Annotated in this window: 25 protein-coding genes; 10 read left to right on the top strand and 15 right to left on the bottom strand. The window is 72.1% G+C overall.

Going from position 1 to position 23,702, the window contains the following annotated elements; all coding sequences use genetic code 11:
• Nucleotides 1-377: 377 nt before the first annotated feature.
• The 3 genes from P3T29_RS24480 to P3T29_RS24470 form a co-directional block, all read right to left on the bottom strand.
• On the bottom strand, nt 378-1,091 hold the full coding sequence (locus tag P3T29_RS24480; RefSeq protein WP_280718769.1) for a carbonic anhydrase: 714 nt from the start codon (nt 1,089-1,091) through the stop codon (nt 378-380).
• Nucleotides 1,092-1,179: 88 nt separating this feature from the next.
• Complete coding sequence (locus tag P3T29_RS24475) at nt 1,180-1,638, bottom strand: MarR family transcriptional regulator (RefSeq protein ID WP_280718768.1); 459 nt, start codon at nt 1,636-1,638, stop codon at nt 1,180-1,182.
• A 97-nt stretch (nt 1,639-1,735) separates the two neighbouring features.
• Entirely contained in the window at nt 1,736-2,713 is a 978-nt protein-coding gene (locus P3T29_RS24470) for a zinc-binding dehydrogenase (protein WP_280718767.1), read from the bottom strand.
• A 234-nt stretch (nt 2,714-2,947) separates the two neighbouring features.
• On the opposite strand from P3T29_RS24470, the gene ureA reads away from it, so the two are divergent.
• From ureA to P3T29_RS24455, 3 genes are read left to right on the top strand one after another with little or no spacing between them, the layout of a single operon-like run.
• Nucleotides 2,948-3,658 (top strand): urease subunit gamma, encoded by a 711-nt coding sequence (ureA, locus tag P3T29_RS24465; RefSeq protein WP_280718766.1) that lies wholly within the window; start codon nt 2,948-2,950, stop codon nt 3,656-3,658.
• A complete protein-coding gene (locus P3T29_RS24460; protein WP_280718765.1) occupies nt 3,655-5,379 on the top strand; it encodes an urease subunit alpha in 1,725 nt (574 codons plus the stop codon). The genes ureA and P3T29_RS24460 overlap by 4 nt, the downstream gene beginning before the upstream one ends.
• A 54-nt stretch (nt 5,380-5,433) precedes the next feature.
• A complete protein-coding gene (locus P3T29_RS24455) occupies nt 5,434-6,489 on the top strand; it encodes an agmatine deiminase family protein (RefSeq protein WP_280718764.1) in 1,056 nt (351 codons plus the stop codon).
• Between the two features lie 69 nt (nt 6,490-6,558).
• Here the strand turns inward: P3T29_RS24455 and P3T29_RS24450 are convergent, their stop codons facing one another.
• From P3T29_RS24450 to P3T29_RS24435, 4 genes are read right to left on the bottom strand one after another with little or no spacing between them, the layout of a single operon-like run.
• Nucleotides 6,559-6,822 (bottom strand): hypothetical protein, encoded by a 264-nt coding sequence (locus P3T29_RS24450; protein ID WP_280718763.1) that lies wholly within the window; start codon nt 6,820-6,822, stop codon nt 6,559-6,561.
• Entirely contained in the window at nt 6,819-7,016 is a 198-nt protein-coding gene (locus P3T29_RS24445) for a hypothetical protein (RefSeq protein ID WP_280718762.1), read from the bottom strand. The genes P3T29_RS24450 and P3T29_RS24445 overlap by 4 nt, the downstream gene beginning before the upstream one ends.
• A 5-nt stretch (nt 7,017-7,021) precedes the next feature.
• Nucleotides 7,022-7,501, bottom strand: a complete 480-nt coding sequence (locus tag P3T29_RS24440) for a hypothetical protein (RefSeq protein ID WP_280718761.1) — start codon at nt 7,499-7,501, stop codon at nt 7,022-7,024.
• Nucleotides 7,498-7,782, bottom strand: coding sequence for a hypothetical protein (locus P3T29_RS24435; RefSeq protein WP_280718760.1), 285 nt, complete (start codon nt 7,780-7,782; stop codon nt 7,498-7,500). The genes P3T29_RS24440 and P3T29_RS24435 overlap by 4 nt, the downstream gene beginning before the upstream one ends.
• 220 nt (nt 7,783-8,002) lie before the next feature.
• Here P3T29_RS24435 and P3T29_RS24430 point away from each other — a divergent pair, with 220 nt between their 5' ends.
• Complete coding sequence (locus tag P3T29_RS24430) at nt 8,003-9,433, top strand: hypothetical protein (protein WP_280718759.1); 1,431 nt, start codon at nt 8,003-8,005, stop codon at nt 9,431-9,433.
• Here P3T29_RS24430 and P3T29_RS24425 read toward each other — a convergent pair.
• The 3 genes from P3T29_RS24425 to P3T29_RS24415 all read right to left on the bottom strand — a co-directional run bounded on the left by P3T29_RS24425 (nt 9,430) and on the right by P3T29_RS24415 (nt 11,489).
• The gene (locus tag P3T29_RS24425) at nt 9,430-9,960 is read right to left on the bottom strand and encodes an NUDIX hydrolase (RefSeq protein WP_280718758.1); all 531 of its coding nucleotides are present in this window, start codon (nt 9,958-9,960) and stop codon (nt 9,430-9,432) included. The genes P3T29_RS24430 and P3T29_RS24425 overlap by 4 nt on opposite strands.
• 76 nt (nt 9,961-10,036) lie before the next feature.
• Entirely contained in the window at nt 10,037-10,270 is a 234-nt protein-coding gene (locus P3T29_RS24420) for a DUF6879 family protein (RefSeq protein WP_280718757.1), read from the bottom strand.
• A gap of 259 nt (nt 10,271-10,529) precedes the next feature.
• Complete coding sequence (locus tag P3T29_RS24415) at nt 10,530-11,489, bottom strand: glycoside hydrolase family 25 protein (protein ID WP_280718756.1); 960 nt, start codon at nt 11,487-11,489, stop codon at nt 10,530-10,532.
• A gap of 448 nt (nt 11,490-11,937) precedes the next feature.
• Between P3T29_RS24415 and P3T29_RS24410 the strand changes: the two genes are divergently transcribed.
• A complete protein-coding gene (locus P3T29_RS24410; protein WP_280718755.1) occupies nt 11,938-12,543 on the top strand; it encodes a TetR/AcrR family transcriptional regulator in 606 nt (201 codons plus the stop codon).
• A 19-nt stretch (nt 12,544-12,562) separates the two neighbouring features.
• Here P3T29_RS24410 and P3T29_RS24405 read toward each other — a convergent pair whose 3' ends face one another.
• A complete protein-coding gene (locus P3T29_RS24405) occupies nt 12,563-14,023 on the bottom strand; it encodes a protein phosphatase 2C domain-containing protein (protein ID WP_280718754.1) in 1,461 nt (486 codons plus the stop codon).
• Nucleotides 14,024-14,298: 275 nt separating this feature from the next.
• On the opposite strand from P3T29_RS24405, the gene P3T29_RS24400 reads away from it, so the two are divergent.
• The 4 genes from P3T29_RS24400 to P3T29_RS24385 all read left to right on the top strand — a co-directional run bounded on the left by P3T29_RS24400 (nt 14,299) and on the right by P3T29_RS24385 (nt 17,126).
• Complete coding sequence (locus tag P3T29_RS24400; RefSeq protein ID WP_280718753.1) at nt 14,299-14,874, top strand: hypothetical protein; 576 nt, start codon at nt 14,299-14,301, stop codon at nt 14,872-14,874.
• 109 nt (nt 14,875-14,983) lie between these two features.
• Nucleotides 14,984-15,658, top strand: a complete 675-nt coding sequence (locus P3T29_RS24395) for a DUF3105 domain-containing protein (protein WP_280718752.1) — start codon at nt 14,984-14,986, stop codon at nt 15,656-15,658.
• Between the two features lie 140 nt (nt 15,659-15,798).
• Nucleotides 15,799-16,377, top strand: coding sequence for a DUF305 domain-containing protein (locus P3T29_RS24390; protein WP_280718794.1), 579 nt, complete (start codon nt 15,799-15,801; stop codon nt 16,375-16,377).
• Between the two features lie 158 nt (nt 16,378-16,535).
• On the top strand, nt 16,536-17,126 hold the full coding sequence (locus P3T29_RS24385; RefSeq protein WP_280718751.1) for a MarR family transcriptional regulator: 591 nt from the start codon (nt 16,536-16,538) through the stop codon (nt 17,124-17,126).
• A 20-nt stretch (nt 17,127-17,146) separates the two neighbouring features.
• Here P3T29_RS24385 and P3T29_RS24380 read toward each other — a convergent pair whose 3' ends face one another.
• The 4 genes from P3T29_RS24380 to P3T29_RS24365 all read right to left on the bottom strand — a co-directional run bounded on the left by P3T29_RS24380 (nt 17,147) and on the right by P3T29_RS24365 (nt 22,258).
• A complete protein-coding gene (locus tag P3T29_RS24380) occupies nt 17,147-17,674 on the bottom strand; it encodes a methylated-DNA--[protein]-cysteine S-methyltransferase (protein WP_280718750.1) in 528 nt (175 codons plus the stop codon).
• On the bottom strand, nt 17,671-19,230 hold the full coding sequence (locus P3T29_RS24375; RefSeq protein ID WP_280718749.1) for a DNA-3-methyladenine glycosylase 2 family protein: 1,560 nt from the start codon (nt 19,228-19,230) through the stop codon (nt 17,671-17,673). Before P3T29_RS24375 ends, P3T29_RS24380 begins: the two co-directional genes overlap by 4 nt.
• A 208-nt stretch (nt 19,231-19,438) precedes the next feature.
• Entirely contained in the window at nt 19,439-20,527 is a 1,089-nt protein-coding gene (rsgA, locus tag P3T29_RS24370) for a ribosome small subunit-dependent GTPase A (protein ID WP_280718748.1), read from the bottom strand.
• A 234-nt stretch (nt 20,528-20,761) separates the two neighbouring features.
• The gene (locus tag P3T29_RS24365) at nt 20,762-22,258 is read right to left on the bottom strand and encodes a glycosyltransferase family 39 protein (RefSeq protein ID WP_280718747.1); all 1,497 of its coding nucleotides are present in this window, start codon (nt 22,256-22,258) and stop codon (nt 20,762-20,764) included.
• 114 nt (nt 22,259-22,372) lie between these two features.
• Here P3T29_RS24365 and P3T29_RS24360 point away from each other — a divergent pair, with 114 nt between their 5' ends.
• The gene (locus P3T29_RS24360; RefSeq protein ID WP_280718746.1) at nt 22,373-23,665 is read left to right on the top strand and encodes a glycosyltransferase family 87 protein; all 1,293 of its coding nucleotides are present in this window, start codon (nt 22,373-22,375) and stop codon (nt 23,663-23,665) included.
• Nucleotides 23,666-23,702 lie beyond the last annotated feature (37 nt).

The raw sequence follows: 23,702 nt of genomic DNA, 5'->3' as shown, positions 1-23,702 counted from the left end.
GGACGCGACCGTGTCACTGTTCGAAGCCGTTCGCTGGCGCGGAAACCTCGCCTGACCATCCATCACCGTACGCCCCCGCCCTCTCCCGGGTGGCCGCCGCACCGAGTCCCCCACCGGCCGGGCCGCCCCCTTCCTGCCGATGACCATCCTGGTGCCCGGCTGCCACGGTTTGCAACAGTGCGTACGCGGTCATCGGGGGTGAAACGGGAGTTCGGGGACGCCTGAGTGATCCAATTCGCGGCGGTGCGGAGGTTTGCGCTGGCTCGCGCCGGTGATCTCGGCCGGAAACGTCAGTCAGCCCATCAACCTGCCCGCCAGTCAGCCCATTAGCCGGCCCATCAGTCCACCTGCCAGTCAGCCCGTCGGCCGGTCCGGAGTCAGGCCGAGAAAATGACGGCGCCGCTGTCCAGGACGTAGTGGGCGCCGACCACGTCCAGGTGGCCCGCCTCGACCAGTGGCCGCAGCAACCGGTCCGCGCGCAGCCGGGCGACGGTCTGCGCGGTCTGGGCCCGGATGGTCGCCTCGACCAGCTGGTCGGGCGGGGTGCCCTGGCGGCGGGCTTCCTCGTACGGTGAGCGGAGGTCCTGGACGACGTCCTCCAGGTGGCCGGGCAGCTGTGCACCGTCCTGGAAGGACTTGACCGCCGCCGTCACCGCACCGCAGTGCTGGTGACCCAGGACGACCAGCAGCTTGGTGCCCAGCTCGACCGGCCCGTACTCCAGGCTGCCCGCCACCAGCGCGTCGTGGGTGTGGGCGGCCGTCCGGACCACCATCAGGTCGCCCAGCCCCTGGTCGAAGACCAGCTCCGGCGCGACCCGGGAGTCGATGCAGGAGAAGACCACCGCGAACGGCTCCTGATGGGTCGACAGGTCCCGTCGGCGCGAGGAGGAGGCGTCAGGGTGGGAGGACCGGTCACCGACCCAGTTCGCGTTGCCCGCCCGCAGCCGCGCCAACGCCTGCTCCGGCGTGCCGACCGGACCGACGACCGGACAGATCGGACCGACGGCCGGCGCGGCGACCGGCGCGGCGCCGGCCGTGAACCCGATGTTCGCCGCCAGCGCGGCCACCGCCAGGGTCCCTGTCCTGAGCACACTTCGCCGATCCGTCACGGCTGTTCTCCCGCCTGCCGAAGTCTGGGTGACGGCGGGTCACCCTACCGGCGGCCGGAAGATCCTCTACTCACCTGTGCAGCGCGGCGGTTGCCCGTTCGAGGAAGGACCGGAACTGCTCGCGCTCCCCCGCGTCGAACGCCGTCCAGAGCACCGATTCGATCCCGACCGCACGCGCGTCGGCCGCCGCCACGAGCGTGCGACCCGCCTCGCTCAGCCGGGTGACCAGCACCTTGCCGTGCACCTCGGACGGCTCGCGCTCGACCAGCCCCTTGGCCTCCAGATTGGCGAGCACGCCCGCCATGGTCTGCGGGGTGACGGCCGCCCCGCGCGCCAGCTGGGCACCGGACATCCCGGACCGCTCGGTGAGCTGCAGCAGTACCGCGTACTGCGGGACGGTGAGCTCCAGCTCGCGCAGCGCGTCGGTCTTGGCCGCCATCATGGCCTGCTCGGCCTGCTTGATGGCCAGCCCGAGGCGCAGCTGCGCCCCTCGGGGGCCGGCCAGCAGCTCGGCGGGGTCGGTGGTCATCAGCGGCAGCCTCTCCTCGGCGGGCCCGGTTCACCGGCGGCCCGTTCGAACCCCGGACGGGCCCCGACCAGTATCGCGCCCACCGCACGAGAGGGGCTCACACGGTCCGCAGGACGTACTTCCCGGTCGCCGCGCGCCCCTCCAGCAGCTCGTGCGCCTTGACCACGCCGTCCCAGCCGATCTCCTCGACGTCGATCCGGAGGGTGCCGTCGGCGACCAGCCGCAGCCCCTCCTCCAGGTGGGCCCGGAACAGGTCGGGGCGCCGGGCCAGCACGCCGCCCATGTTGTAGCCGGCCAGCGTGAAGCTGTCGTACCAGACCTGGTTGGCGTCCAGGGTGATGTCCTGGTCGGCGGCGTTGCCGATGACGACGTGCCGGCCGAGGACGGCGAGCAGCCCGCGCACCTGTTCGCGCGGCTCGCCGCCGACCGAGTCGATGACGACGTCGAAGCCCTGGCCGTCCGTCAATTCGGGCGTACGGTCGGCCAACTCCCCGTACGTCAGGGCCTGGTGGCATCCGCCCCCGGCCGCGCGGGCGGCCCGCTCGGGCGTGCTCGCGGCGCCGACCACCAGCGCGGCGCCGTACGCGCGGGCCAGCCCGCCGAGCAGGGCGCCGAGCGCGCCGGAGGCGCCGAGGACCAGCACCCGGTCACCCTCGGTGATCCGGGCCGCGCCGCGCAGGGTGCCGACTGCGGTGGCGGCGTTGCAGGCGGTCGCGGCGGCGAGCAGGGGGGTCAGGCCCGCGAGTTCACCCTCCAGGGGGACGGTGGTCAGCTCGCTCGCGATGACGCGCTCGGCGTAGCCGCCGAAGCCCGTCGGTACGGCGGCCACCGGCTGGCCGACCCGCAGGCCCGTCACGCCCTCCCCGAGTACGGCCACCGTGCCCGCCACCTCGAGGCCGGGTACCGCCGGCAGCGGCAGCGGGAACTGCCCGCGCCGGAACATCACGTCGGCGAAGTGCACGCCTGCGTGGCTGACGTCGATGGCGACCTCGCCGGGGCCGGGCTGCGGGACGGGGATGTCGGCGGTCTCCAGGACCTCGGGGCCACCGGTACGGGTGTAGCGGACTGCGCGCATGGCTGCGCTCCTCACGGTTCGTGGGTCACTCATCGAGCAAGGTGGCTTAGTTATATCAGGTACCTGATACATCTCGTGACACTGATACCGGCGACTCGATTGCGACACCCGGCGCGCCGAACGGTTCGCGGTGGGCAACGCTGGACAGGGCGGCGCGACCCAGGTTCAATGGCGGAAGATGTTTGAACGTCGTTCTAACTTCTCCGACCCCCCGGCAACCGCGAGCGAGGAACCGTGCGACTGACCCCCACCGAGCGGGACCGGCTGCTGATCTTCACAGCCGCCGAGCTGGCCCGCGCCCGCCGCGCACGCGGCGTACGCCTCAACGTCCCCGAGGCCACCGCCCTCATCGCCGACACCGTCTGCGAAGCCGCCCGCGACGGCCGCCGCCTCGCCGAGGCCATCGAGGCCGGGCGCAGCATCCTGAGCGCCGACGACGTGCTGCCCGGTGTCGCGGACGTCGTCACGGTGGTGCAGGTGGAGGCCGTCTTCGACGACGGCACCCGGCTCGCGGTGATCAACGACCCGTTCCGGGGTGGCGGCTCGCTCGGCGACGACGCCCCGGGCGGCGCACTGGTGGGTGCCGGCGAGGGGTACGACCCGGTGGAGGAGACGGTGGTGCTGCTCGTCCACAACACCTCGGCGGTGCCGATCTCGGTGACGTCGCACTTCCACTTCTTCGAGGCGAACCCCCGGCTGGCGTTCGACCGGTCCGCCGCCTACGGCACCCACCTCGCCGTGCCCGCAGGCTCCTCGGTTCGCTTCGACCCCGGCGCCACCGTCGAGGTCGGACTCGTCCCGATCGGCGGCGGACGGGTGGCGATCGGCTTCGCCGGACTGGTGGACGGGCCGCTCGACGCCCCCGGCGCCCGCGAGGCGGCGCTCGCCAAGGCCCGCGCGACCGGGTACCTGACCAGTTTCGACGATGCGGAGCCCCAGTCGTGAGCGCCATCACCCCCCATGACTACATCACCGTGCACGGCCCCCGGGCCGGCGACCGGATCCGCCTCGGCGACAGCGGGCTGATCGTCCGCGTCGAGTCCGACTCCCAGGCCCCCGGTGACGAGTTCCTGGCCGGGTTCGGCAAGACCGCCCGCGACGGCCTGCACCTGAAGGCCGCCGCCGTCCGCGACACCTGCGACGTCGTGATCAGCAACGTGCTGGTGATCGACGCCGTCCAGGGCATCCGCAAGACCTCGATCGGCCTGATCGACGGCCGGATCGCGTCCATCGGCCGGGCCGGCAACCCGGACACCCTCGACGGCATCGACGTGGTCGTCGGCACGGGCACCACGATCGTCTCCGGCGAGGGCATGATCGCCACCGCCGGCGCCATCGACACCCACGTCCACCTGCTGTCCCCGCGCATCATGGAGGCCTCGCTCGCCTCCGGCGTCACCACGATCATCGGGCAGGAGTTCGGCCCGGTCTGGGGCGTCGGGGTCAACTCCCCCTGGGCGCTGCGGCACGCGTTCAACTCCTTCGACGCCTGGCCGGTCAACATCGGCTTCCTGGGCCGGGGTTCGTCCTCCGACCCGGCCCCGCTGATCGAGGCGCTGGCCGAGGGGGGAGCGTCCGGCTTCAAGGTCCACGAGGACATGGGCGCCCACACCCGGGCCCTCGACACCGCGCTGCGGGTCGCCGAGGAGTACGACGTCCAGGTCGCCCTGCACACCGACGGCCTGAACGAGTGCCTCTCCGTCGAGGACACCCTCTCCGTGCTGGACGGCCGCACCATCCACGCCTTCCACATCGAGGGCTGCGGAGGCGGACACGTGCCGAACGTCCTGAAGATGGCGGGCGTCGAGAACGTCATCGGCTCCTCCACCAACCCGACCCTGCCGTTCGGCCGGGACGCGCTCGGCGAGCACTTCGGCATGATCGTCTCGGCCCACGACCTCAAGGTCGACCTGCCCGGCGACGCCGCGATGGCCCGCGACCGCATCCGCGCCGGGACGATGGGCGCCGAGGACGTGCTGCACGACCTCGGGGTCATCGGCATCACCTCCTCCGACGCCCAGGGCATGGGCCGGGCCGGCGAGACCGTACGCCGGACCTTCGCGATGGCCGGCAAGATGAAGGCCGAACTCGGCCCGCTCGACGGCGATGGATCGTACGGCACCAACCAGGGTGGCGACGACAACGAGCGCGTGCTGCGCTACATCGCCAAGCTGACCATCAACCCCGCCATCGCACACGGCCTCGCCCACGAGGTCGGCTCGATCGAGATCGGCAAGCTCGCCGACATCGTGATCTGGCGGCCCGACCACTTCGGCGCCAAGCCGCAACTCGTCCTCAAGGCCGGCTTCCCCGCCTACGGCGTCACCGGCGACCCCAACGCCTCCACCGACCGCTGCGAACCCCTCGTCCTGGGCCCCCAGTTCGGCGCCCACGGCACCACTGCGGCGGACATCTCGGTCGCCTTCGTCGCCCAAGCAGCCGCCGACGGCTCGTACTTGGACCGCGCAGCCGACCAACTCCCAACCCGCAGGCGCCGGGTGGGCGTACGCAACACCCGTGGCATCGGGCCGCGCGACATGGTGCGCAACGCCCGGATCGGCAACGTCCAGGTCGAGGCGGCCACCGGACTCGTCTCGCTCGACGGATCGCCGCTCCGCTCGGAGCCGGCCGACAGCGTCTCGCTCAGCCGCCTGTACTTCCTGTGATCAAGCAGACCCTGTAACTCCCCTGCCTCCCCCACTTCTTAGGACTCCACCCTCATGACGACTCCCGCTTCCCTCGGCTACCGGATGCCCGCAGAGTGGCACCCGCACGAGCGCACCTGGATGGCGTTCCCCACCGACAACCCGACCTTCGACGAGCCCGCGCACCTGCACGCCGCCCGCGAGGCCTGGGCCAGGGTCGCCAACACCATCGTCCGGTACGAGCCGGTGACGCTGATCGTCAACACCGGTGAGCTGGCCGACGCGCGCAGGTACGTGTCACCGGAGGTCGAGCTGGTCGAGCGCCCGCTGGACGACGCCTGGATGCGCGACATCGGCCCGACCTTCCTGCTCGGCGAGAACGGTGAACTGGCCGCCACGGACTGGGTGTTCAACGGCTGGGGCGCGCAGTCCTGGGCCCGCTGGGAGCACGACCAGCACATCGCGGAAGCTATTGTCGAGTTGACCAGCGTGGGGCTGACGGGAGTACAGCGCTTCGCCTCGAAGCTGATCAACGAGGGCGGCGGCATCCACGTCGACGGCGAGGGCACCGTCCTGGTCACCGAGACCGTGCAGCTGGGCGAGGGACGCAACTCCGACTGGACGAAGGAGGCCGTCGAAGCCGAGCTGCATGCCTTCCTCGGCACCACCAAGGCCATCTGGCTCCCGCGCGGACTCACCCGCGACTACGACCAGTTCGGCACCCGGGGCCACATCGACATCGTCGCCTCCTTCGTCCGCCCCGGCGTCGTGGTCGCCCACGTCCAGCCCGACCCGGCCCACCCGGACCACGAGGTCTGCAAGGAACTGGTCGCCATCCTCCGCACCTCCACGGACGCGGCCGGACGCCTGCTCGAGGTCATCGAGATGCCCGCACCGACCGTCCTCACCGACGAGGACGGCGAGCCGGTCGACTTCTCCTACATCAACCACTACGTCGCCAACGGCGCGGTCATCCTCTGCGCCTTCGACGACCCCCGCGACCAGGTCGCCGCAGGCATCCTGGCCGAGGCCTACCCGGGCCGCAAGATCGAACTCGTCGACGCCCGCGAGATCTTCGCCAACGGCGGCGGCATCCACTGCATCACCCAGCAGCAGCCGCAGGCGGGCTGAAAGCAGAGGTCACCGCGATAACAGTTTGCGCGATCACGGACAGCATCGACTCGCTGCCCGTGATCGCGCTCACTTCGCCACCCGACCCACCTCGGCCCAAATGACCTTCCGGGCCCTGCTCCTGGTGGCGACACCCCACGTCCGGGCATCGGCCAGGGCTGCCTGGAGGGCGAGGACCTGAGCGGTGTTGTAGGAGTCCGGTGGGGCTTCGAGGTCGACCACCACGCGATACCCGTCCCCGGCAGAGCGCCAGATGCGGGCCGGCGCGCGGCTGCCGAGGATCCTCCTGACGTTCCGGGCCAGCTCGCTCACCTGAGCCGGTGGCCGCCTCATCCGCGCGACACCTGCCAGTCGTGCAGGCCGCCCGGAGCGTCGTCCGGCGGAATCAACTCACCCACCCTGAGCGCCCTTTCGGTGCCACCCCGAAGCGCCCGGACGTACACGCGCTCCTCGCTGAAGTCCTTCACCCTGACGGACTCGCCGGTGGAGCGCAGGTACGCGGTCTGCCCTGCCGTCGGAATCCACACGGCAGTCACCTCGGGACCTCCACCCGGACAACGTGCGAGCGGCCGTCCATGGCGAACGACAGGACCAGGCACCTGTCACGCTCCAGGAACGTGCTCACCCGCTCCTCGGCCCCCGGAGTGTCGAAAAAGTACCGGTACGCCTCGAACTGCGTCCACCCGAGCGGCAGTGCACGCAGAACCTCCCAGAGGGCGCCGAGGGCCTGCGGGAGTGGTGCGGCGAGCGGGTCCAGAATGCCGTCTACGCTCACCGTGACGGCGGGCCACTGACTGCGGCTCACCGCTCCCCGCACCACCGGCGCGGGCCGGCCGTTGGAGATCTGACTGATGATCCAGCGTTCGGCGCTGAAATCCATCGTGAAGAGTTCCAACCGGCCGTCACTTCCGAGAACCAGCTCACTGGTCGCCTTGTCGCGGATCGCGTACAGGCCGGGCTGCCGCCCGACGGGGGCCTGCCGCTCCACGGTATACCGCTCGCGGGCATTCACCGATCGCCCCCGACAGTGGCAGGACGCACTGACACCGTGTGAGAACAGCCCTTCAGGGTGAAGGTGAGGGACAGCTCGCCGTCCCGAGCCAATGTCCGCTCGACGCGCTCCACCGAACCGGGCCCAAGGACGTAGCTCGCCGCATCAAACTGCTCCCAACCCAACGGCAGAGCCCGGAGCGACTCCCAGAGAGCCCCCAGCGCAGCAGGCAGCCGGTTGAACGTCGCGGGCGCCGTCACCTCCCGGATCTCAACGGTGAAACCCGTGTGCTCTCTTGCCATGTTCTGCTCCTCGAGCCGTCGGCCGATTGCTACGCCGAGAGCATCGGCCCGGACACCCGCGTGCGGCAATGACGGTCGGCTCGTGAAACTGCCAGGGTTTCGCCGGCTGCCCAGGAAAGGCTGAGCCTGAATCACGCGGGGCTCGTGAAGCCGGCGCCCCGGACCGTCACCGCCGGGCTACCGTGAGCACAGCCCTTCACCCAGATGCCCGGAGCTCGCGATGCCACGCGTCAACCACAAGCCGGCAGCGAACCGGCTGCATCAGCAGGCCACTACAGACGGATGGTCGCCCTGGCAGCTGGCTTCTGCGATCGCCGCCGAGTGCGGGACGTCCCTGCTGCACGCTCACCGCCTGGCCCGGGGCTGGACGCTGGACGCGGCCGTGACGGCGTACGCGGAGATCCGGGGCCGCCTGACGGTGCAGCAGCTGTCCGCATGGGAGAACGGGCCGGGACGGCCCGGTGAGCTGCATCTCGACGGCCTGTGCCAGCTGTATCGGACACGCCCGGACCGGCTTGGCTTCGGCGCCGACTACACCAACGGCACGGAACCTCAGCCTTCGGCGCCTAAGGCGTCACCCCGGCGCCCCGAGCCCAACAGCGCGAAGACGACGGAGGACCCGGAGAGGCGCGCGATACTGCGCAGCCTGTTCGCCACCGCCGGGATCGCCCTGTCCGGGTCGGTCCTGGACGCCCTCGGCGAAGTTCGCCGGAGCATGGCCGACACCCTTGGGGAGTCCCTGTCCGAAACGACGATGGAACAGTGGGAACGCTCAGCCGGGGAGTACGGCCACGCCTACCAGATGAGCCCACCCAACCAGCTGCTCGCCGAGAGCGTCCTCGACTTTGTCGAGGTGCAGCAGTTGCTCGGCCGCCGTCAGCCCGCCGATTACCGGCTGCGCCTTTGCCGCGTCGCCGCCCAGCTTGCCGGCACGGCTGGCATCGCGCTGGTCGCACTGGGAGAACAGCGGGAAGCGCGGGGGTGGTTCCGCTGCGCCCACCTGGCTGCGGAGGAGACAGGCGACCGGGCTCTTCGGGCGTGGCTGCTCACGAGAGAGGCGGTCATCCCGTTCTACTTCGGGTCGCCTCAGGCCGCTGCCGATCTGGCGGAGCGCGCCCGGCTGGTGGCCGGCAGTACGGCGTGCGCGACTGCGGCGTGGGCGCCCGCGCTTGAGGCCCGGTCTCTGGCTCGGCTCGGGCGCGCTGATGATGCCCGCGAGGCGATGCGCATCGCGGAGAGGGCGTTCGCGCGGCTCAGCTCTCACGACACGGGTGATACGGCGTACGGCTACACGGAGCGTCAGCTCCGCTGGCACATCGGCAGCATGCACACGGTTCTCGGTGACACCCGACGCGCACAGGCGTCCCTGGACGAGGCGATGACGATGTACGCGCCCGTGGAGCACCTGGACCGGGCGCTCATCACGTTCGACCAGGCGGCAGGGCTGCTGAAGGTGGGCGAGGTCGCGACGGCTGCGCAGGTCGGGCTGCTGACGCTGGAGACGCTGCCCGCCGAGCATCGGACGGGGATCGTGGTGTCGCGTGCCCGGGAGGTGGCGGCGGCAATTCCGGCACGGGCCTCGCGGATGCCCTCGGTGCGGGACTTCCGTGAGGCGATCGTCGGGTCGGCTGTGCTCGCGTTGCCGGGTTAGGGGTGGCGGGCGAGGAGTTGGAGAAGGCCGGTGACGGCGACTCCGGCAACGATCTCCCGCCGGTCGATCATCTCTTGGACCCGGTCGAGGGGGATCCATTCGATGCGGTCGGCTTCGTGGGTGTCGACGGGCGGAGCGATGTACGTGGCTTCGCGGGCGAGGAAGACGTGGTGTTCGGCGTTGGACATGCCGCCCACGGGCTGGTTGTAGGCGAGGGGCTCGACCGTGGTGACACGCCAGCCGGTCTCTTCCTCGACCTCGCGAATGGCGGCTGCTTCCAGAGACTCACCGGCCTCGACGATCCCGCTCGGGATTTCCCAGTTCCAGGTGTCGGTTGCGAAGCGGTGGCGCCACATCATGAGCACCTGGTCGCGTTCGTTGAGGACGACGGTGGCGGCAACAGGTGCCCATTTGACGAGGTGGTGCTCGTAGCGGGGGTGGCCTGGCGGTTCGACGTCGACGAGGTCGAGTTCGACCCAGGGGCTGGTGTAGATGGTCCGGCTGCCGTGGATGGTCCACTCGCTCAACGTCGTGCCTCTCGTCGGGTCCCTGGCGGTGGATCCTGGCATAGAGTCGACCGGGTGAAGGTCGAGGAGTCCGTCGTCACGTGGTGGACAGTACCGCCTTCGCGAACTCCTCGCGGGACACTGCGTAGTGCCAAGCGGCATCACGGATCTGGCAGGCGTTCACAACCGCAGCCTCGTCCTCGACGAGCTCCGCACCGAGGTAGCTATCGGCCTGGTCGAAGTGCGGGTCGCGGGGGACGACGACGAAGTTCTCGCCGGACCAGGATGACGTGGTGAGCCCAAGTGCGGGGCCGATTCTCGGGATTGCCATCACATGATGGCCGAGCCGACCTCGGACGACTGCGGGGACTACGGCGGCCGGACCGCACCGGTCGCAGCTCAGCAACGCCGCTGCGGCCCTGAGGTGACCGCCAGCACGACAAGACCCCTGCCCTCCCGAAGGAGAGCAGGGGCGCGGTGCTTCAGGGCGAGGACGAGAGATGTAGGACAAGGGCCGGTCGGTACTACGCCAACGACCCCGGCTGCCACCACCGTTGTACCGCGTGGCGCGTGCTCGGCCGGCGGGCCGTTCAGACAGTGGTGGGCGGTTTGGTGGGCGGGGTGGTGCTGGTGTCCGAGACTGTGACGTGGACGGTCGCGTCCTTGACGGCGGTGGCGATCGCGGCTTCCAGTTCGGCGCGGACCGCTGGGCTGAGCGAGTTGAGGGCGGCGGTCAGCTTGGGCAGGAGGTCGGCCCAGGGTTGGCCGGCGTCGGTGGGGACCGGGGTGCCGGTGAGGGCCTTCTGCAGCCACCAGCAGACGGCGAAGGCGACGGCGTCGCGGCCGGGGGCGGAGGTTACCGCGTTGAGGGTCTCCTCGTGGATGAAGCGACGCAGGTCGGCTTCGGTGAATGCGGCCAAAGGGTCCTCCTCGACGGGTGGGGGCGCCGGTGTTGGTGTGGTCTGGGGAGTGAACGACAGTGCCCACGAACGGAGTTCGTCCGTGCTGCCGAGATAGCAGTAGTCGCTGTCGACGGGGTTGTCGCTGTACTGGTGGAACAGCCAGCTCGCTCTTATGCCCGGGTCACCGGCGCCGCGTCCGGCGGTGGCGATCCAGAGGAAGTCACCGACGTGGCCGGTCGTGTCGACGCGGTTCCAGTAGTCGAGGTTGCAGTACAGCCCGGTCGGGTTGTTCGGCAACCGGCTCTTGAGGTAGGCGAGATAGTCCTCCTTGTACGCCAACTGGTCTGCTGCGCCGACGTCCTGGTTCGCGGAGTCGTACCCCTCCCAGTCGAGGACCACCAGGTCGCCCGGCTGCCAGGCGACCTGGGAGAGGAAGAAGTCGGCCTCGCTACGGTCGCTGTTGTGCATGTGGGGGTAGTGGTAGGCGCCCCACACCAGGCCGTTGGCCTTCGCGTGGTCCCGCTGCGAGACCCACTCCGGATTGACGTACCCCAGCCCCTCCGTCACCTTCACGAACGCGAAGCTCAGGCCGCTGGTGTCCGGTTGGCTGTCCTGGTATGAGGACCAGTCCTGGCCGTAGATGCCCACTACGCACCCCCGGCCCGGCCGGTCGGCACCACGCCGACGCCAAGTGGTGCTCTGCGGACTGGTGCTGACGGGTCTGCCGATATCTGGTGGGTCAACTGGTGTCTGCTGCGGGCGGTTACAAGGTGCAACCCCACCGCAGTGGTGGTGCTCCGGGACATACTGACTCCGTTCCGTACAGGCACTGGGAAGGTACCCACGCCGGCGCCGGCTGACGCACGGATCCCACCCGCTCTGCCGACCCCCGGCGGCGCTGCCGGTACTGTCGGTCGTACGCCGCTCACCGGGCCCCAGCTGCACGGACCGGCCTGGCGGGAAGTCGAGGCGGACGTCGGTCCGGGACGTGAGTGCGGTGGGGGCGCGAGTCCGGCGTCCGGTTCCCGGTGCCGGGGCGGAGGCCGGTTCGGCCGTATCGTGGGGGGCCGGTCCCGGTAGCCAGGAGGAAGAGCAGATGGCGGAGCCACGGGCGCGCCGCGCTGCGCGACCGCGCGAAGAGGTGTTCGCCGTCGCCCGGGCGGCCATCGCCGAGCACGGGCTCGCGAAGCTGACCATGGCCGGGCTCGGGAAGCAGCTCCAGATGAGTGCCGGTCATCTTCTCTACTACTTCGGCAGCAAGGACCAGTTGCTGCTGGAGACCCTGCGCTGGAGCGAGGAGCAGCTCGGCGAGCGCCGCCGCTCCGCGCTCGACCGGGACGGCGCCGGGGTGTGGGAGCGGCTGGCGGCTTACACGGAGCTGTACCTGCCCGAGGGGCCCGGCGATCCGCGCTGGATCCTCTGGCTGGAGGTCTGGGGCCGGTCACCGGCCAGTGCGGAGATCCGGCAGGGGCAGTTGGAGATCGAGGCGCCCTGGCAGGCCGATCTGGTGGCCCTGATCGAGGAGGGCGTGGCGGCCGGGACGTTCTCGGCGGTGGCCCCCGACGACCGGGCCGTCCAGCTCCGGGCGCTGCTGGACGGGTTCGCCGTGCCCGTCGCGATCGGACTGCCCGGCGCCGGCCGCCGGGCGGCTGCGGCACAGGTGGCCTCGGTGGCGGCCGTACTGCTGGGCGGCGGGCACTGACGCCCTGTTACGCCCCGGGTTACTCGGTCCAGAGCGCCACGGCCGTACGGTCGTCGGCGTACCCCTTCGCCCGGACCTGCACCTGGCGCAGGAAGTCGACCGTGCCGGGCGGGTGCGGGTGCGCCCAGTGGCTGGAGAGGAAGTGGGCCACGGCCGGCTCGTCGGCGACCGGATCGGCCAGCCCGGGCGTGCAGAGCAGCAGGATGTCACCGGGGGTCGCCGGGACGAGCCGGAACCGGAACGGACGCGGCGGGGCCGTACCGACGGCGGGGACGGGCTGCTCCCCGTCCGGATGGTGCAGCAGGCGCGCGGCGTACGCGTCGATCCAGTGCCCGGAGCGCAGCAGGTAGAGCCCGCCGGGGCCGACTCCGAACGCCGCGCGGTGGGTGGCGGCCGGGTCGAGCGGGACGAGGAGGCAGTGCAACGACCCCGCGTCCGGGGACGGCAGGTCCGACGACGGCCCGTCGGACGGCGGGTTCTCGTCGGTGGTGGCGGTGGCGGCTGAGGCGGTGGCGGCAGCCCGGAGGGGGGCGGCGGCGCGGGCCGCCAGGCGCTGCAGGCCGTAGCGCAGGCGGTCGCGGGCGCCGTCGCGCAGGTCGGCGGCGAGCTCCGGCCTGCTGCGGCCGATCGCGGCCGTGAGCTGACGCGCGGCCTCGGCCGCTGCGGAGGACGGCGGCTGCGAGCGGCTCGGCGCGCCGAGCACGGCCAGCAGGAGGCCGTCGGGGCCGTCGCCGAAGCGGGTGACCAGGAGCGTGTCGCGGCGTGGCTCCCCCCGGTAGCGGGCCGAGTCGCCCCGGACGGAGACCGCCCGGAGGGTGGCGACGCCGTACCTCGCGCCTTCGAGGACCGTGTCGGGGACGACGGTGGTGAGCTCGTCGGGGTCGGCGTCGGGCAGCGCGGTGGGCTCGGGGCCGTAGGTGGGCGGGCGCTCTCCGACGTGCGGCACCGGGGGCTGGTCCGGCTTGCGGGTGGACGGGCGCGGAGGCAGCGGCGGGGACGAGGGCGGGGAGGGCGACAGGGCCGGGGCTGGGGTCGGCGCCGGGGTCAGGGCTTGAGCCGGCTTCTCGTCCGGGACAGTGGGGGTCGGGGCAGGAGCAGGGGCGGGCTGATCTGGTGCCTCTTCCTGGCGCTGCGCACCGATCATGCCGACGGCGGAGTCGAACCACTCGTCGACGGTCACCTCGACGGGATCACCAGGATCTCCGGGCTCACCCGGCTCACCACCCTCGCCCGGCTCACCCGGATCGGCCGGCTCCACCGGCTTGGTCAGCTCGACCACCGTCCCAGGGGCGGGGGCCTGCCGTCCCGTGCGCTGAGTGCCGATCATGCCCGCCGCCGAGTCGAACCAGTCGTCGACGCTGCCCTCGTCGGCCACGGCGCCCGGGGTGTCCGGCAGGGTGTCCGCCGGGCCCGTGTAGACCGCCTGCCACCAGCCGTCCTCCGGCCGGTGCTGCTGCGGGGGTGCGCCCTGCTTGCTCATCTGGCGGCTCCTCGTCCGTGTGTGCCGTCTGCCGAGCAGGCTCTGTGCCGGACTCGACGTCATTGTCCCCAAGGAGAACGACGGTGTCCGGGATTCGGGGACAACCCATCACCCGGCGGGTGCACTGTTCCGGCCGAACCGTGGTCCGATCCGTCCGACCTGCCCGGAAGTGCCCCAAGCAGGGGTGATTCACCGGCGCTGAGCAGGAGGAGAGCGGAAAAATGAAGGCCGGTAAGGGGCATCGCTTCACTCCTTCGGCTGATTAATATGTGCGCATGACCGCGCCAGGAACGACCGCACCGCAGCCGGGGAGGACCACCCACGTGGGCCACCCGGCGTACGCGGTGTGGGCGCTGCTGCTCGTGGCACTGCTGGCGCTGCTGCCGTGTGCGGGCCGCGCCGGGGCCATGACGGCCGAACCCCCGGCGGGCGCCGCTACGACGATGGTCGGCCCGACCACCGTGACCACCCTGATCTCACAGAGCAGCGCGCTGCACTCAGCCCATCCCCAGATACGGACGGGCATGCCGGTACAGGCGAGCACCCAGGTACAAGCAAGCACCCGGACACGGGCAGGTGCCCAGGCACCGGCGCGCACCCAGGTGGCCGCCGGTCCGGCGCTGACCTGGTGTTCCGCCGACGGCGAGCACCCGCGCCCGGGTGACGGCTGCTCGAACCAGCCGTTCCGGGGCGCCAACAGCCAGCTCCCGAACCCGCCACCGCAGCCCACGGCCACCGTGCCGGGCCAGCTCGTGCTGGAGCGGGCGGTGCCGGGCCACGCAGCGCTCACGGCCCAGGTCGGTCCCGATCACGCGCCCGATCTCCATGCCCTTCAGGTCCACCGGACCTAGCGGAACCCACCGCCGGCCCCACGTCGTGGGCGGCCCGGCGGCTCCGCCACCCCTGCCACTCCCTCATACCGCCGTGCCCTGAGCGCCGGCGGGGACAAGGACACTTTCCATGGGTTCCGCCTCCAAGCAGTCCAGTAAGTCGGGAAACCGTACGTCCGGAGGCCGTCCCGGCCAGACCGACCGCCGCGCCAGAATCGCCGAGCTGCGCGCCGAGGAGCAGCGTCGCGACCGCCGGAACAAGTTCATCGCGATCGGCGTCGGCGCGGTACTGGTGGCGGGCATGATCGGCGGCAGCGTCTACCTGGCCGTGGACGCCAAGGACAAGCGGGACGCCAAGATCGCTGCGGCCAAGGCCCCGATCCCGGGCGTGCAGACCTACGACAAGCTCACCCGCAACCACGTCCAGACCAAGGTCAACTACCCGCAGACCCCGCCGGTCGGCGGTGACCACAACCCGGTCTGGCTGAACTGCATGGGCACGGTCTACGACAAGCCGGTCGTGAACGAGAACGCCGTCCACTCCATGGAGCACGGCGCGGTCTGGGTCACCTACAACGCCAAGGCGTCGGCCGCCGACATCAAGACGCTGTCGGACCGGGTGTCGAAGACGCCGTACTCGCTGATGAGCCCGTACCCGGACGAGAAGGGCACCATCACGCTGACCGCCTGGGGCACCCAGCTGGTGCTCGACAGCGCGAGTGACCCCCGGGTCGCCGAGTTCTTCACCAAGTACGTCCAGGGTCCGCAGACCCAGGAGCCGGGCGCGTCGTGCAGCACCCAGTGAGCGAGTCCGAGCCGGTGACCGGCACCGAGGAGCTCGACGCCGCCGCCGACACCACTGGAACCACCGCAACCACCCCGCCGCGCTCCCGCGCGCGGCGGGTGTGGTGGCCGGCCGCGCTGGCCACGGCCGTGGCGCTCTGCCTGGGCGTTCCGGCGCTGCTGGCGGGCGGCCCGTCCGCCTCCGGTACGTCCGCGACCGCGCCCTCGAACAGCTCGCCCGAGGCCGGGTTCGCGCGGGACATGGCGACGCATCACCAGCAGGCCATCGACATGTCGTTCATCGTCCGGGACCGTACGCAGGACAGCGCGGTCCGGAACCTGGCGTTCGACATCATCAACACCCAGGCCAACCAGCGGGGCATGCTGATGGGGTGGCTCGACCACTGGGGGCTGCCGCAGAGTTCGGGTGACCAGCCGATGGCCTGGATGAAGATGGACCACACCTACGTGGCGCACGACGGCTCGCTGATGCCCGGCATGGCGACCAACGCCGACCTGGCGAAGCTGCGTACGCTCAGCGGGCGGGACGCCGAGGTGTTCTACCTGCAGCTGATGGTCCAGCACCACAAGGGCGGGGTCGAGATGGCCCAGGGGTACGTGGACGTCAGCACCGACCCGGTCGAGAAGCGGCTCGCCCAGACCATGGTGAACGGGCAGCTCTCCGAGATCGACATGATCACGCAGATGCTCGCCGAGCGGGGTGCGAAGCCGCTCGCCTGACGCATTCGCTAACCGAGGGGGCGCGGGGGCCGCGCAAGGGTCGGAATGCAACGGTCAGCGGCCTTCCGATTCGCGCAGTTCCCCGCGCCCTGGGATGCCCCGTCCTGCCTACTGGTCAGCGGACGAGGTGGGTGCCGGCAAGCGCTACGCTTTCCGCCATGTCGTCGCTGCCCAGCCCCGGTACACCCACCCCCACCAGCGCCGTTTCCGACGGTGGCTCAGCGCTGGAGGAGACTGCGGCGATCGAGCGCGCACAGCGCCTCACCGACGTGATCACCCGGCTGCGCCGGGCGCTGCGCAGCAGCATCCGCACCGACTATCCGTGGGAGTCGCTGCCGATGGCCCAGGTCGAGCTGCTCCAGACGCTGGCGGCGGCACCGCTGCGGGTCGGCGAACTCGCCGCCCGCCAGCGGCTGGCGCCGAACACCGTGAGCGGACTGATCGGCAAGCTGCTGGAGTCCGGCTTCGTGGACCGGCAGGCCGACCCCGGCGACCGCCGCACCGCGCGGATCGCGCTGACCGAAGCGGGCCACCAGCAGCTGCGGGACTGGCAACGGGCCCACGAGCGCCGCCTGGCCGAGGCTCTGGAGAGCCTCTCGCCCGCGAACCGTGAAGCCGTGATGGGTGCGCTCCCCGGCCTGGAGCTGCTGGCCAAGGCCCTGGCCGGCGGCAGCGGCAGCGGAATCACCGGCACGGACGCCGCTTCGGACACCGCCACGGACACCGCTTCGGACGACCGTACGAACTGACGGCCCATCAGCCGACCGGCTCAGAACAGCGTCCCCGCCGGGCTGCTCCCCGGCGATCCGCTCTCCAGCTCCAGCAGCCAGCGCTTGCTGTCGACGCCGGCCGCGAAGCCCGTGAGCGTGCCGTTCGCTCCCATCACCCGGTGGCACGGCCGGACCACCAACAGCGGGTTGGCCCCCACCGCGCCGCCCACCGCGCGTACCGCGCGCGGCGACTGCCCGGCCGAAGCCGCCAGTTCGCCGTAGGTGACGGTCACGCCGTACGGGATGTCGTCCAGAGCGTCCCAGATCCGGTGCCGGAACTCGGTGCCGACCGGTGCGAGCAGCAGGTCGAAGGCGGTCAGCTCCCCCGCGAAGTAGGCCGTCAGCTGCTCGACGGCCGGTGCGAGCGGCGCCGGGTCGCGGGTCCAGTCGTCGGCCGGTTCCGCGAGTGCGCCCTTCTGTCCGGGAGCGGTGACCGTGGCGAGCGCCGCCGGGCCGTTCCCGTCCAGGACACCGCTCAGCAGCAGTCGGCCCAGCGGGCTCTCCATGGTCGTGAACACAGTTGTCATGCGTTGTCACTCTCCGAGCCAGAAGCGGAAGCAGAGGAGGAGAAAGCAGAGGTAGCAGCAGGGGCAGGCGCGGCGGAGGCCGCCGCCCAGAGCCGGTGGACGGCGTAGGAGCGCCACGGCGCCCACGCCGCGCCCGCCGCAGCGGCCGCCTTCGGGTCGCCGGGGTGTCCCAGGCGCAGCAGCCCGTGCCGCACTCCGGCGTCGCCCGGCAGGAAGACGTCCGGGTCGGCGAGTGCCCTCATCCGAAGGTAACCCACGGTCCACGGGCCGATGCCGGGCAGCGCGAGCAGCTCCGCCGCCGCCTGCTCGCGCTCGACCCCGCCGTCCAGGCGGACCGTGCCGTCCGCCAGCGCCGCGCACAGGCCGCGCAGCGCGCGGCGGCGGGCCTCGGGCATGGCGAGGTCGGCCGGCTCCGCGTCGGCGAGGGCGGCGGCGGTCGGGAAGAGCAGGCGCAGCCCGCCGCTCGGCTCGGGCAGCGCGGCGCCGTACCGTTCGGCGAGCCGGGCCGCCAGGGTGCGGGCGGCCGCGACGGTGATCTGCTGGCCGAGCACCGCCCGCACGGCCAGCTCGTGCGGGTCGACGTGGCCCGGGGAGCGGAGGCCCGGACGGGACCGGACCAGGCCGCCGAGCAGCGGGTCAGCGGCCAGCTGCCCGTCCACGGCATCCGGGTCGGCGTCCAGGTCGAACAGCGCGCGCAGCCGGTGCACGGCGGTGGTCAGGTCGCGCAGGTCGGTGAGCCGGAGGCGGCAGTCCAGCCACCCCCGGTCGGGGCGGACGCCGGTCCCGAGTCCGTCCACCTCGGCGATGCCGTGCCCGTAGGGCAGCGTGAGCGTGCGGCGGTACGTCCGGACACCGGGCCGGCCGCCGGCCACCACCTCCTCGACGCCGGGCACGGCGCGCAGCGCGAGGAAGTCGATCAGGTGGTCGCTGTCGAGCGCGCCCCGGTACGCCAGTCGCAGGCTCAGCGTGCCCGCCGGGGCCCCGCCGCGCCGATCGGCCGAGACCTCGGTGCGCAGGCCGCTCGGGGTGCGGTCGTAGACCTCGCGGACGGTGTCGTTGAACTGCCGTACGGAGGCGAAGCCGGCCGCGAACGCGACCTCGGTGACCGGGAGTTCGGTGGTCTGCAGCAGCAGTCGGGCGGTCTGTGCGCGCTGCGCGCGGGCCAGCGCGATCGGGCCGGCGCCCAGCTCGGCGGTCAGCTGCCGCTGGAGCTGCCGGGAGCTGTAGCCGAGGCGGCCGGCGAGGCCCGCGACGCCCTCGCGGTCCACCACCCCGTCGCCGATCAGGCGCATCGCCCGGCCGACCAGATCGGCGCGGTGGTTCCACTCGGGCGAGCCCGGCACGGAGTCCGGACGGCAGCGGCGGCAGGCGCGGAAGCCCGCGCCCTGGGCGGCGGCGGCCGTCGGGTAGAAGGCGCAGTTGACCCGCTTCGGTGTCACCGCCGGGCAGCTCGGGCGGCAGTAGATGCCCGTGGTGCGGACTGCCGTGAAGAACACGCCGTCGAAGCGGGCGTCCCGGCTGCCCACGGCCCGGTATCTGGTCTCGTCGTCGATCACGTAGTCCAGTCTGCGGCACCGCCCGGGACTCGACCGGCGGAAATCGGACATCACCGTGGAGGCGCTCGGCGACCCCGGGTTCACCGTCGACGACACCACGCCCGTGGTGCTGGTGCGGTTCCGGCTGGTGAACCCCGCGTAGGAGGCTCCGGTGGTAGGCAGGGGCGCGGGAGGGTTCCCGCGCCCCTGCCTGGGGTTGATCCGTTAGCTACGGGCGGACCTTGCCGGCCGACTTGACGATGGTCTTCCACTTCTTCAGGCGCTCGGCCGCGAGGCGGGCGTCACTGCGCGAGGCGATCCACTCGTTCTCGCGCTGAAGCTTCAGGTAGCTGTCCATCCGGCGCAGCGGCAGGGTGCCGTCCGCGAGGGCGGCGCCGACCGCGCAGCCCGGCTCGGAGCGGTGGCCGCAGTCGTGGAAGCGGCAGTTCTCCGCCAGCTCCTCGATGTCGGAGAAGGCGTGTGCCAGGCCCTCCCCGCCGTAGAGGCCGACGCCTCGCAAGCCGGGGGTGTCGATCACCACGCCGCCGCCGGGCAACGGGATCAGCTCGCGGGTGGTGGTGGTGTGCCGGCCCTTCTCGTCGGCGGCCCGAGTCTGCTGGACGGTCATCACGTCGGTGCCGGCGAGCGCGTTGGTCAGCGTGGACTTGCCCGCGCCGGACTGCCCGATCAGCGCGGTGGAGCCGGGTGCGCAGGCGCGCAGCACGTCCACGCCCTCGCCGGTCTCGGCGCTGACCACCAGGACGGTGACGCCGGGCGCGATCTCCTCGACGTCCGAGCGGACGAAGTCGGCGTCGTCCACCAGGTCGGCCTTGGTGAGGACGACCAGGGGCTCGGCGCCGCTCTCCCAGGCGAGGGCGAGGAAGCGTTCGATCCGGCCGAGATCCGGCTCGGCGGCGAGCGAGACGGCGATCAGGACGGTGTCGATGTTGGCCGCCAGCACCTGGCCGTCCGAGCGCGCGCCCGCGCCCTTGCGGATGATCGCCGTGCCGCGCGGCAGCAGGGCCGAGACGGTGGGCATGGGCGCGGCCGCCAGGTCGACGGCCGCCCAGTCGCCGGTACAGGGGCAGTTGATCGGATCGGGATCGCCGACCGGACGGGTGTCCGTCCGGACGGTGCGCAGCTCGCCCGTGCCGGGGTCGGCGAGCACGACATCGCACTGGCCACGGTCGACCCGGGCGATCCGGGCAGGGGTGAGCCCGGCCTCGGCGAGGGGGGCAAAGAGCTCTTCGAGCTCGGGAGTCCAGCCATAGCCGGAGAGAGCAGTGGTGCTGGTGGTGCTCGGAGTCGCGTACGACAACGCAGTGGGGCCCTTCGGGAGGAATGCGATCCCGGCGGGTCTACGGCTGCGCGAGCGGCTTGCTCGTGCGTCAGCCGGCGGCCGGGAGGGTGAGGTGAGTGCGCTTGCTGCCCTGGGCAGCCGAAATCACGGCGACAGCCATGAGGCTCACCTCCCACTTCGTACCGGCCCTGTGACAGGGCCCCGATCTGATGTCAGGTCAGAGCCTACGGGGTCCGAGGAAATGCCCGCATCCTATTTTTGACCTGCGATTTCGTCCTGATCACCGCACCCTCCGGGGGTGGCGTAGCGGGCCACTTCCAGGCCGTGGACCAACTCGGTGCGGCAGAGCCGGAAGCGTTCGGCGAGCACGGTCAGCTTCACGCGGTCACGGGCCGAGGGGTTCGGGCGCGGCTTCGGGTCGGTGACCACCACGACCCGCTGGACCCGGTCCGCCGTCAGCGCCGAGCGGATCAGGCCCGGCTCGGCCTCGACCCCGTTGATCGTCGCTGAGTCGTTCCCCGTCTCGGCCAGCGCGAGATCCCGCAGCGCGGCGAAGGCACCGGGGTCGTAGAGGGCGGCCTCCCGGCGGGCCGAGGGGATGAACAGGACTCCGTCGCCCGGCCTGGCCAGGTCGCGCACTGCCCTGGCGGCCGCCGCGACGTCGTTGGGCCTGGCCGTGGGTGAACGCAGACCGAGCTCCACGGGCAGCAGCGCGAGCAGGACGACCGGCAGTACGGCGATCGAGAGTGCCGACCGCGTCCGACCGGCGGCCGGCCCCAGGCGCGACCACGCCCGGTCCAGGACCGGCCCGAGCAGCAGCGCCAGCCCGGCGTAGCTGTAGAGCACATAGCGGTCCACGTAGAGCGGGTCGAGGTAGGAGACCAGGATCAGCGCCACCGGCGGCAGGACCAGCAGCGGCAACGCGACCGCGCGCAGCCGGACGACGCTCTCGGCGCTGCCCGGCACCGAGGGCAGGCAGGCACAGAGCGCGCCGACGACGGCGGTGAGAGCCGGGGCCCAGAGGTCGGACCAGCCCGGCGTGCTGATCCAGCAGACCTGGTCGGCCTGCTGACGGCTGATCAGGATCAGCGGTGCCAGTGCGAGCAGCGCGGCCGCCGTCGCGAGCGCCCACCCACGGCGGACCGCGCGCGGCGCCCGCCCCCACCAGAGCGTCAGCCCGTGCGCGGCCACCGCGAGTACGGCGAACTCGTGCAGCACGGCGGCGACCAGCACGGTGACGCTGTACCCGGCCCAGGCCGCCGGGCCCGGCCGCCGCCAGGCCCGGACCAGCAGCAGGGTGGCGCCCACCACGGCCGCGCACACCAGCGCGTACGAGCGCCCCTCCTGCGCGTACTGCTGCACAGCGGGCAGCAGCGCGAAGACCAGCCCCGCGAGCAGCCCCACCCGCACTCCGGCGAGGCGGCGGCCGATCTCCGCGAGCGTGGCGGTGGCGGCGGCCATCGCGAGCACCGACGGCAGCCGCAGGGCGGGCAGACCACCGTCCCAGACCGCGAAGACGCCGTGCATGAGGAGGTAGTAGAGCCCGTGCACCGCGTCTATCCCGCCGAGCATCCGCCAGATCCCGGGGAGGCTTCGGTGGGCGACCTGATACGTCACCACCTCGTCCCGCCAGATGCTGCCCCCGCGCTCGATGCCCCAGAGGCCGAGCACCAGCGTCAGCGCGGCCGGGGCGAGCGCGACCGCCCACGGGCGTATCGCGGCGGGCGGTGACGAGTCAGTAGATATCATGATCACTCAGTATGCGGACAGCTGTCCGGCGCACAGGCACCGGAGTCCGGTGCCGGAGACGCGGGAGGGGTGGGGAAGGTACTGGAGGTACCAGAGGTACTGGAGACTGATGTGATGCCCTCCTCCCCGCACCGACGGTTCCTGTCCCGTGTCCCGGACCTGGCGTGGCCCGTGCTCTGCTGGCTGCTCAGCCGGGCCGTGCTGGTCACCGGGGCGCTGAAGGCCGGGCCGTTCGCCACCGAGGACCCGCTCGACTACTCGGTCTCGCACGTCTACCACGGCTGGTTCGACGTGCTGACCTCCGGCAGCTTCCCCATCGGCGACGTCACCTGGCAGTACCCGCCCGGCGCCGCCGGGGTGATCCTCGCCCCTGGGCTGGTGCCGTTCGTCGGGTACGACCGCGCGTTCGTGCTGCTGTGCGCGCTCTGCGACGCCGTGGTGCTGGCCGCCCTGGTCCGCGCGAGCCGCCGTCCCCCGGCCGACGGCGGACGCACCGCCGGGCCTGCAGCGTGCTGGCTCTGGACTCTCGGACTGCCACTGCTCTGGACCGTCCCGTGGACCCGCTTCGACATCGCGGCCGCCGCTCTCACCGTGACGGCGCTGCTGGCGGCCGGGCGGGGCCGCCCGGGCGGGGACCGGTGGTTCGGCGTGCTCGTGGCGCTCGGCACACTGGTCAAGGCGTGGCCGGTACTGCTGCTGATCGGTACGGAACGCGGTCCGCGCACCCGCCGTTCCTCCCTCGCCGCGCTGACGGCGGTGGTGCTGCTGACCGGCACGGCGGCCCTGGCCATGCCGGGGGCCTTCGGGTTTCTGACGGCGCAGCGGGATCGCGGCGTGCAGTTCGAGTCCTTGGGAGCCCTGCCGTTCCACCTCGTCCGTCACCTCGGCTGGCCCGGGCGGCTCGCGGTGCACTACGGCTCGACGGAGTTCCTCGGACCGTACGTCGGGGTGGTGACGCGGCTGAGCGAGGCGTCCACCGTGCTCGCGCTGGTCTGGCTGGTGCGGTGGCGGCTCAGGTCGGACCTGCGGCCCGGCTGGGTGCTGCCGGACGCCGCGTTCACGGCGGTGCTGCTGTTCACCGTCACCAGCCGGGTGCTGAGTCCGCAGTACCTGGTCTGGCTGGTGGCGCTGGCGGCCGTGTGCCTGGTGCACCCCGGGACCTCGCAGCGGCCGGTGGCGTACCTGGTGCTGGCGGCCTGTCCGCTGACGATGGCGGTGTTCCCGTTCATGGGCCGCGCGCTCGTCGACGGATCGCCGACCGCCGCCGGGCTGCTGGCCGCCCGCGACCTGCTGTTGCTGGGGGCGGCACTGCTGTCCGCCCGCCGGCTCGGCCGGTCCACCCGCAGGGGCCCGGTGACCCGGCCGGTGGACGCGCCGATCAGGATCGGGGTCTCGCAGTCGGTCTAAATGCCGTCCCACGGGCCCCGGTGCGGGTTGCCCGGGG

Origin of the sequence: Kitasatospora sp. MAP5-34, assembly GCF_029894335.1 — a bacterium.
GTDB lineage: Bacteria > Actinomycetota > Actinomycetes > Streptomycetales > Streptomycetaceae > Kitasatospora.
Note: the sequence above shows the minus strand (reverse complement) of the source record. Positions and strands in the feature narration are given on the sequence as shown.

Excerpts from the sequence above, each read along its gene's own strand:
- P3T29_RS24420 (WP_280718757.1), bottom strand. The coding sequence starts at position 10,270 with ATGGCAATCCCGAGAATCGGCCCCGCACTTGGGCTCACCACGTCATCC.
- P3T29_RS24475 (WP_280718768.1), bottom strand. The coding sequence starts at position 1,638 with ATGACCACCGACCCCGCCGAGCTGCTGGCCGGCCCCCGAGGGGCGCAG.
- P3T29_RS24365 (WP_280718747.1), bottom strand. The coding sequence starts at position 22,258 with ATGATATCTACTGACTCGTCACCGCCCGCCGCGATACGCCCGTGGGCG.
- P3T29_RS24380 (WP_280718750.1), bottom strand. The coding sequence starts at position 17,674 with ATGACAACTGTGTTCACGACCATGGAGAGCCCGCTGGGCCGACTGCTG.
- P3T29_RS24405 (WP_280718754.1), bottom strand. The coding sequence starts at position 14,023 with ATGAGCAAGCAGGGCGCACCCCCGCAGCAGCACCGGCCGGAGGACGGC.
- P3T29_RS24430 (WP_280718759.1), top strand. The coding sequence starts at position 8,003 with ATGCCACGCGTCAACCACAAGCCGGCAGCGAACCGGCTGCATCAGCAG.
- P3T29_RS24360 (WP_280718746.1), top strand. The coding sequence starts at position 22,373 with ATGCCCTCCTCCCCGCACCGACGGTTCCTGTCCCGTGTCCCGGACCTG.
- P3T29_RS24410 (WP_280718755.1), top strand. The coding sequence starts at position 11,938 with ATGGCGGAGCCACGGGCGCGCCGCGCTGCGCGACCGCGCGAAGAGGTG.
- P3T29_RS24385 (WP_280718751.1), top strand. The coding sequence starts at position 16,536 with ATGTCGTCGCTGCCCAGCCCCGGTACACCCACCCCCACCAGCGCCGTT.
- P3T29_RS24455 (WP_280718764.1), top strand. The coding sequence starts at position 5,434 with ATGACGACTCCCGCTTCCCTCGGCTACCGGATGCCCGCAGAGTGGCAC.
- P3T29_RS24395 (WP_280718752.1), top strand. The coding sequence starts at position 14,984 with ATGGGTTCCGCCTCCAAGCAGTCCAGTAAGTCGGGAAACCGTACGTCC.
- P3T29_RS24400 (WP_280718753.1), top strand. The coding sequence starts at position 14,299 with ATGACCGCGCCAGGAACGACCGCACCGCAGCCGGGGAGGACCACCCAC.
- P3T29_RS24450 (WP_280718763.1), bottom strand. The coding sequence starts at position 6,822 with ATGAGGCGGCCACCGGCTCAGGTGAGCGAGCTGGCCCGGAACGTCAGG.
- P3T29_RS24470 (WP_280718767.1), bottom strand. The coding sequence starts at position 2,713 with ATGCGCGCAGTCCGCTACACCCGTACCGGTGGCCCCGAGGTCCTGGAG.
- P3T29_RS24435 (WP_280718760.1), bottom strand. The coding sequence starts at position 7,782 with ATGGCAAGAGAGCACACGGGTTTCACCGTTGAGATCCGGGAGGTGACG.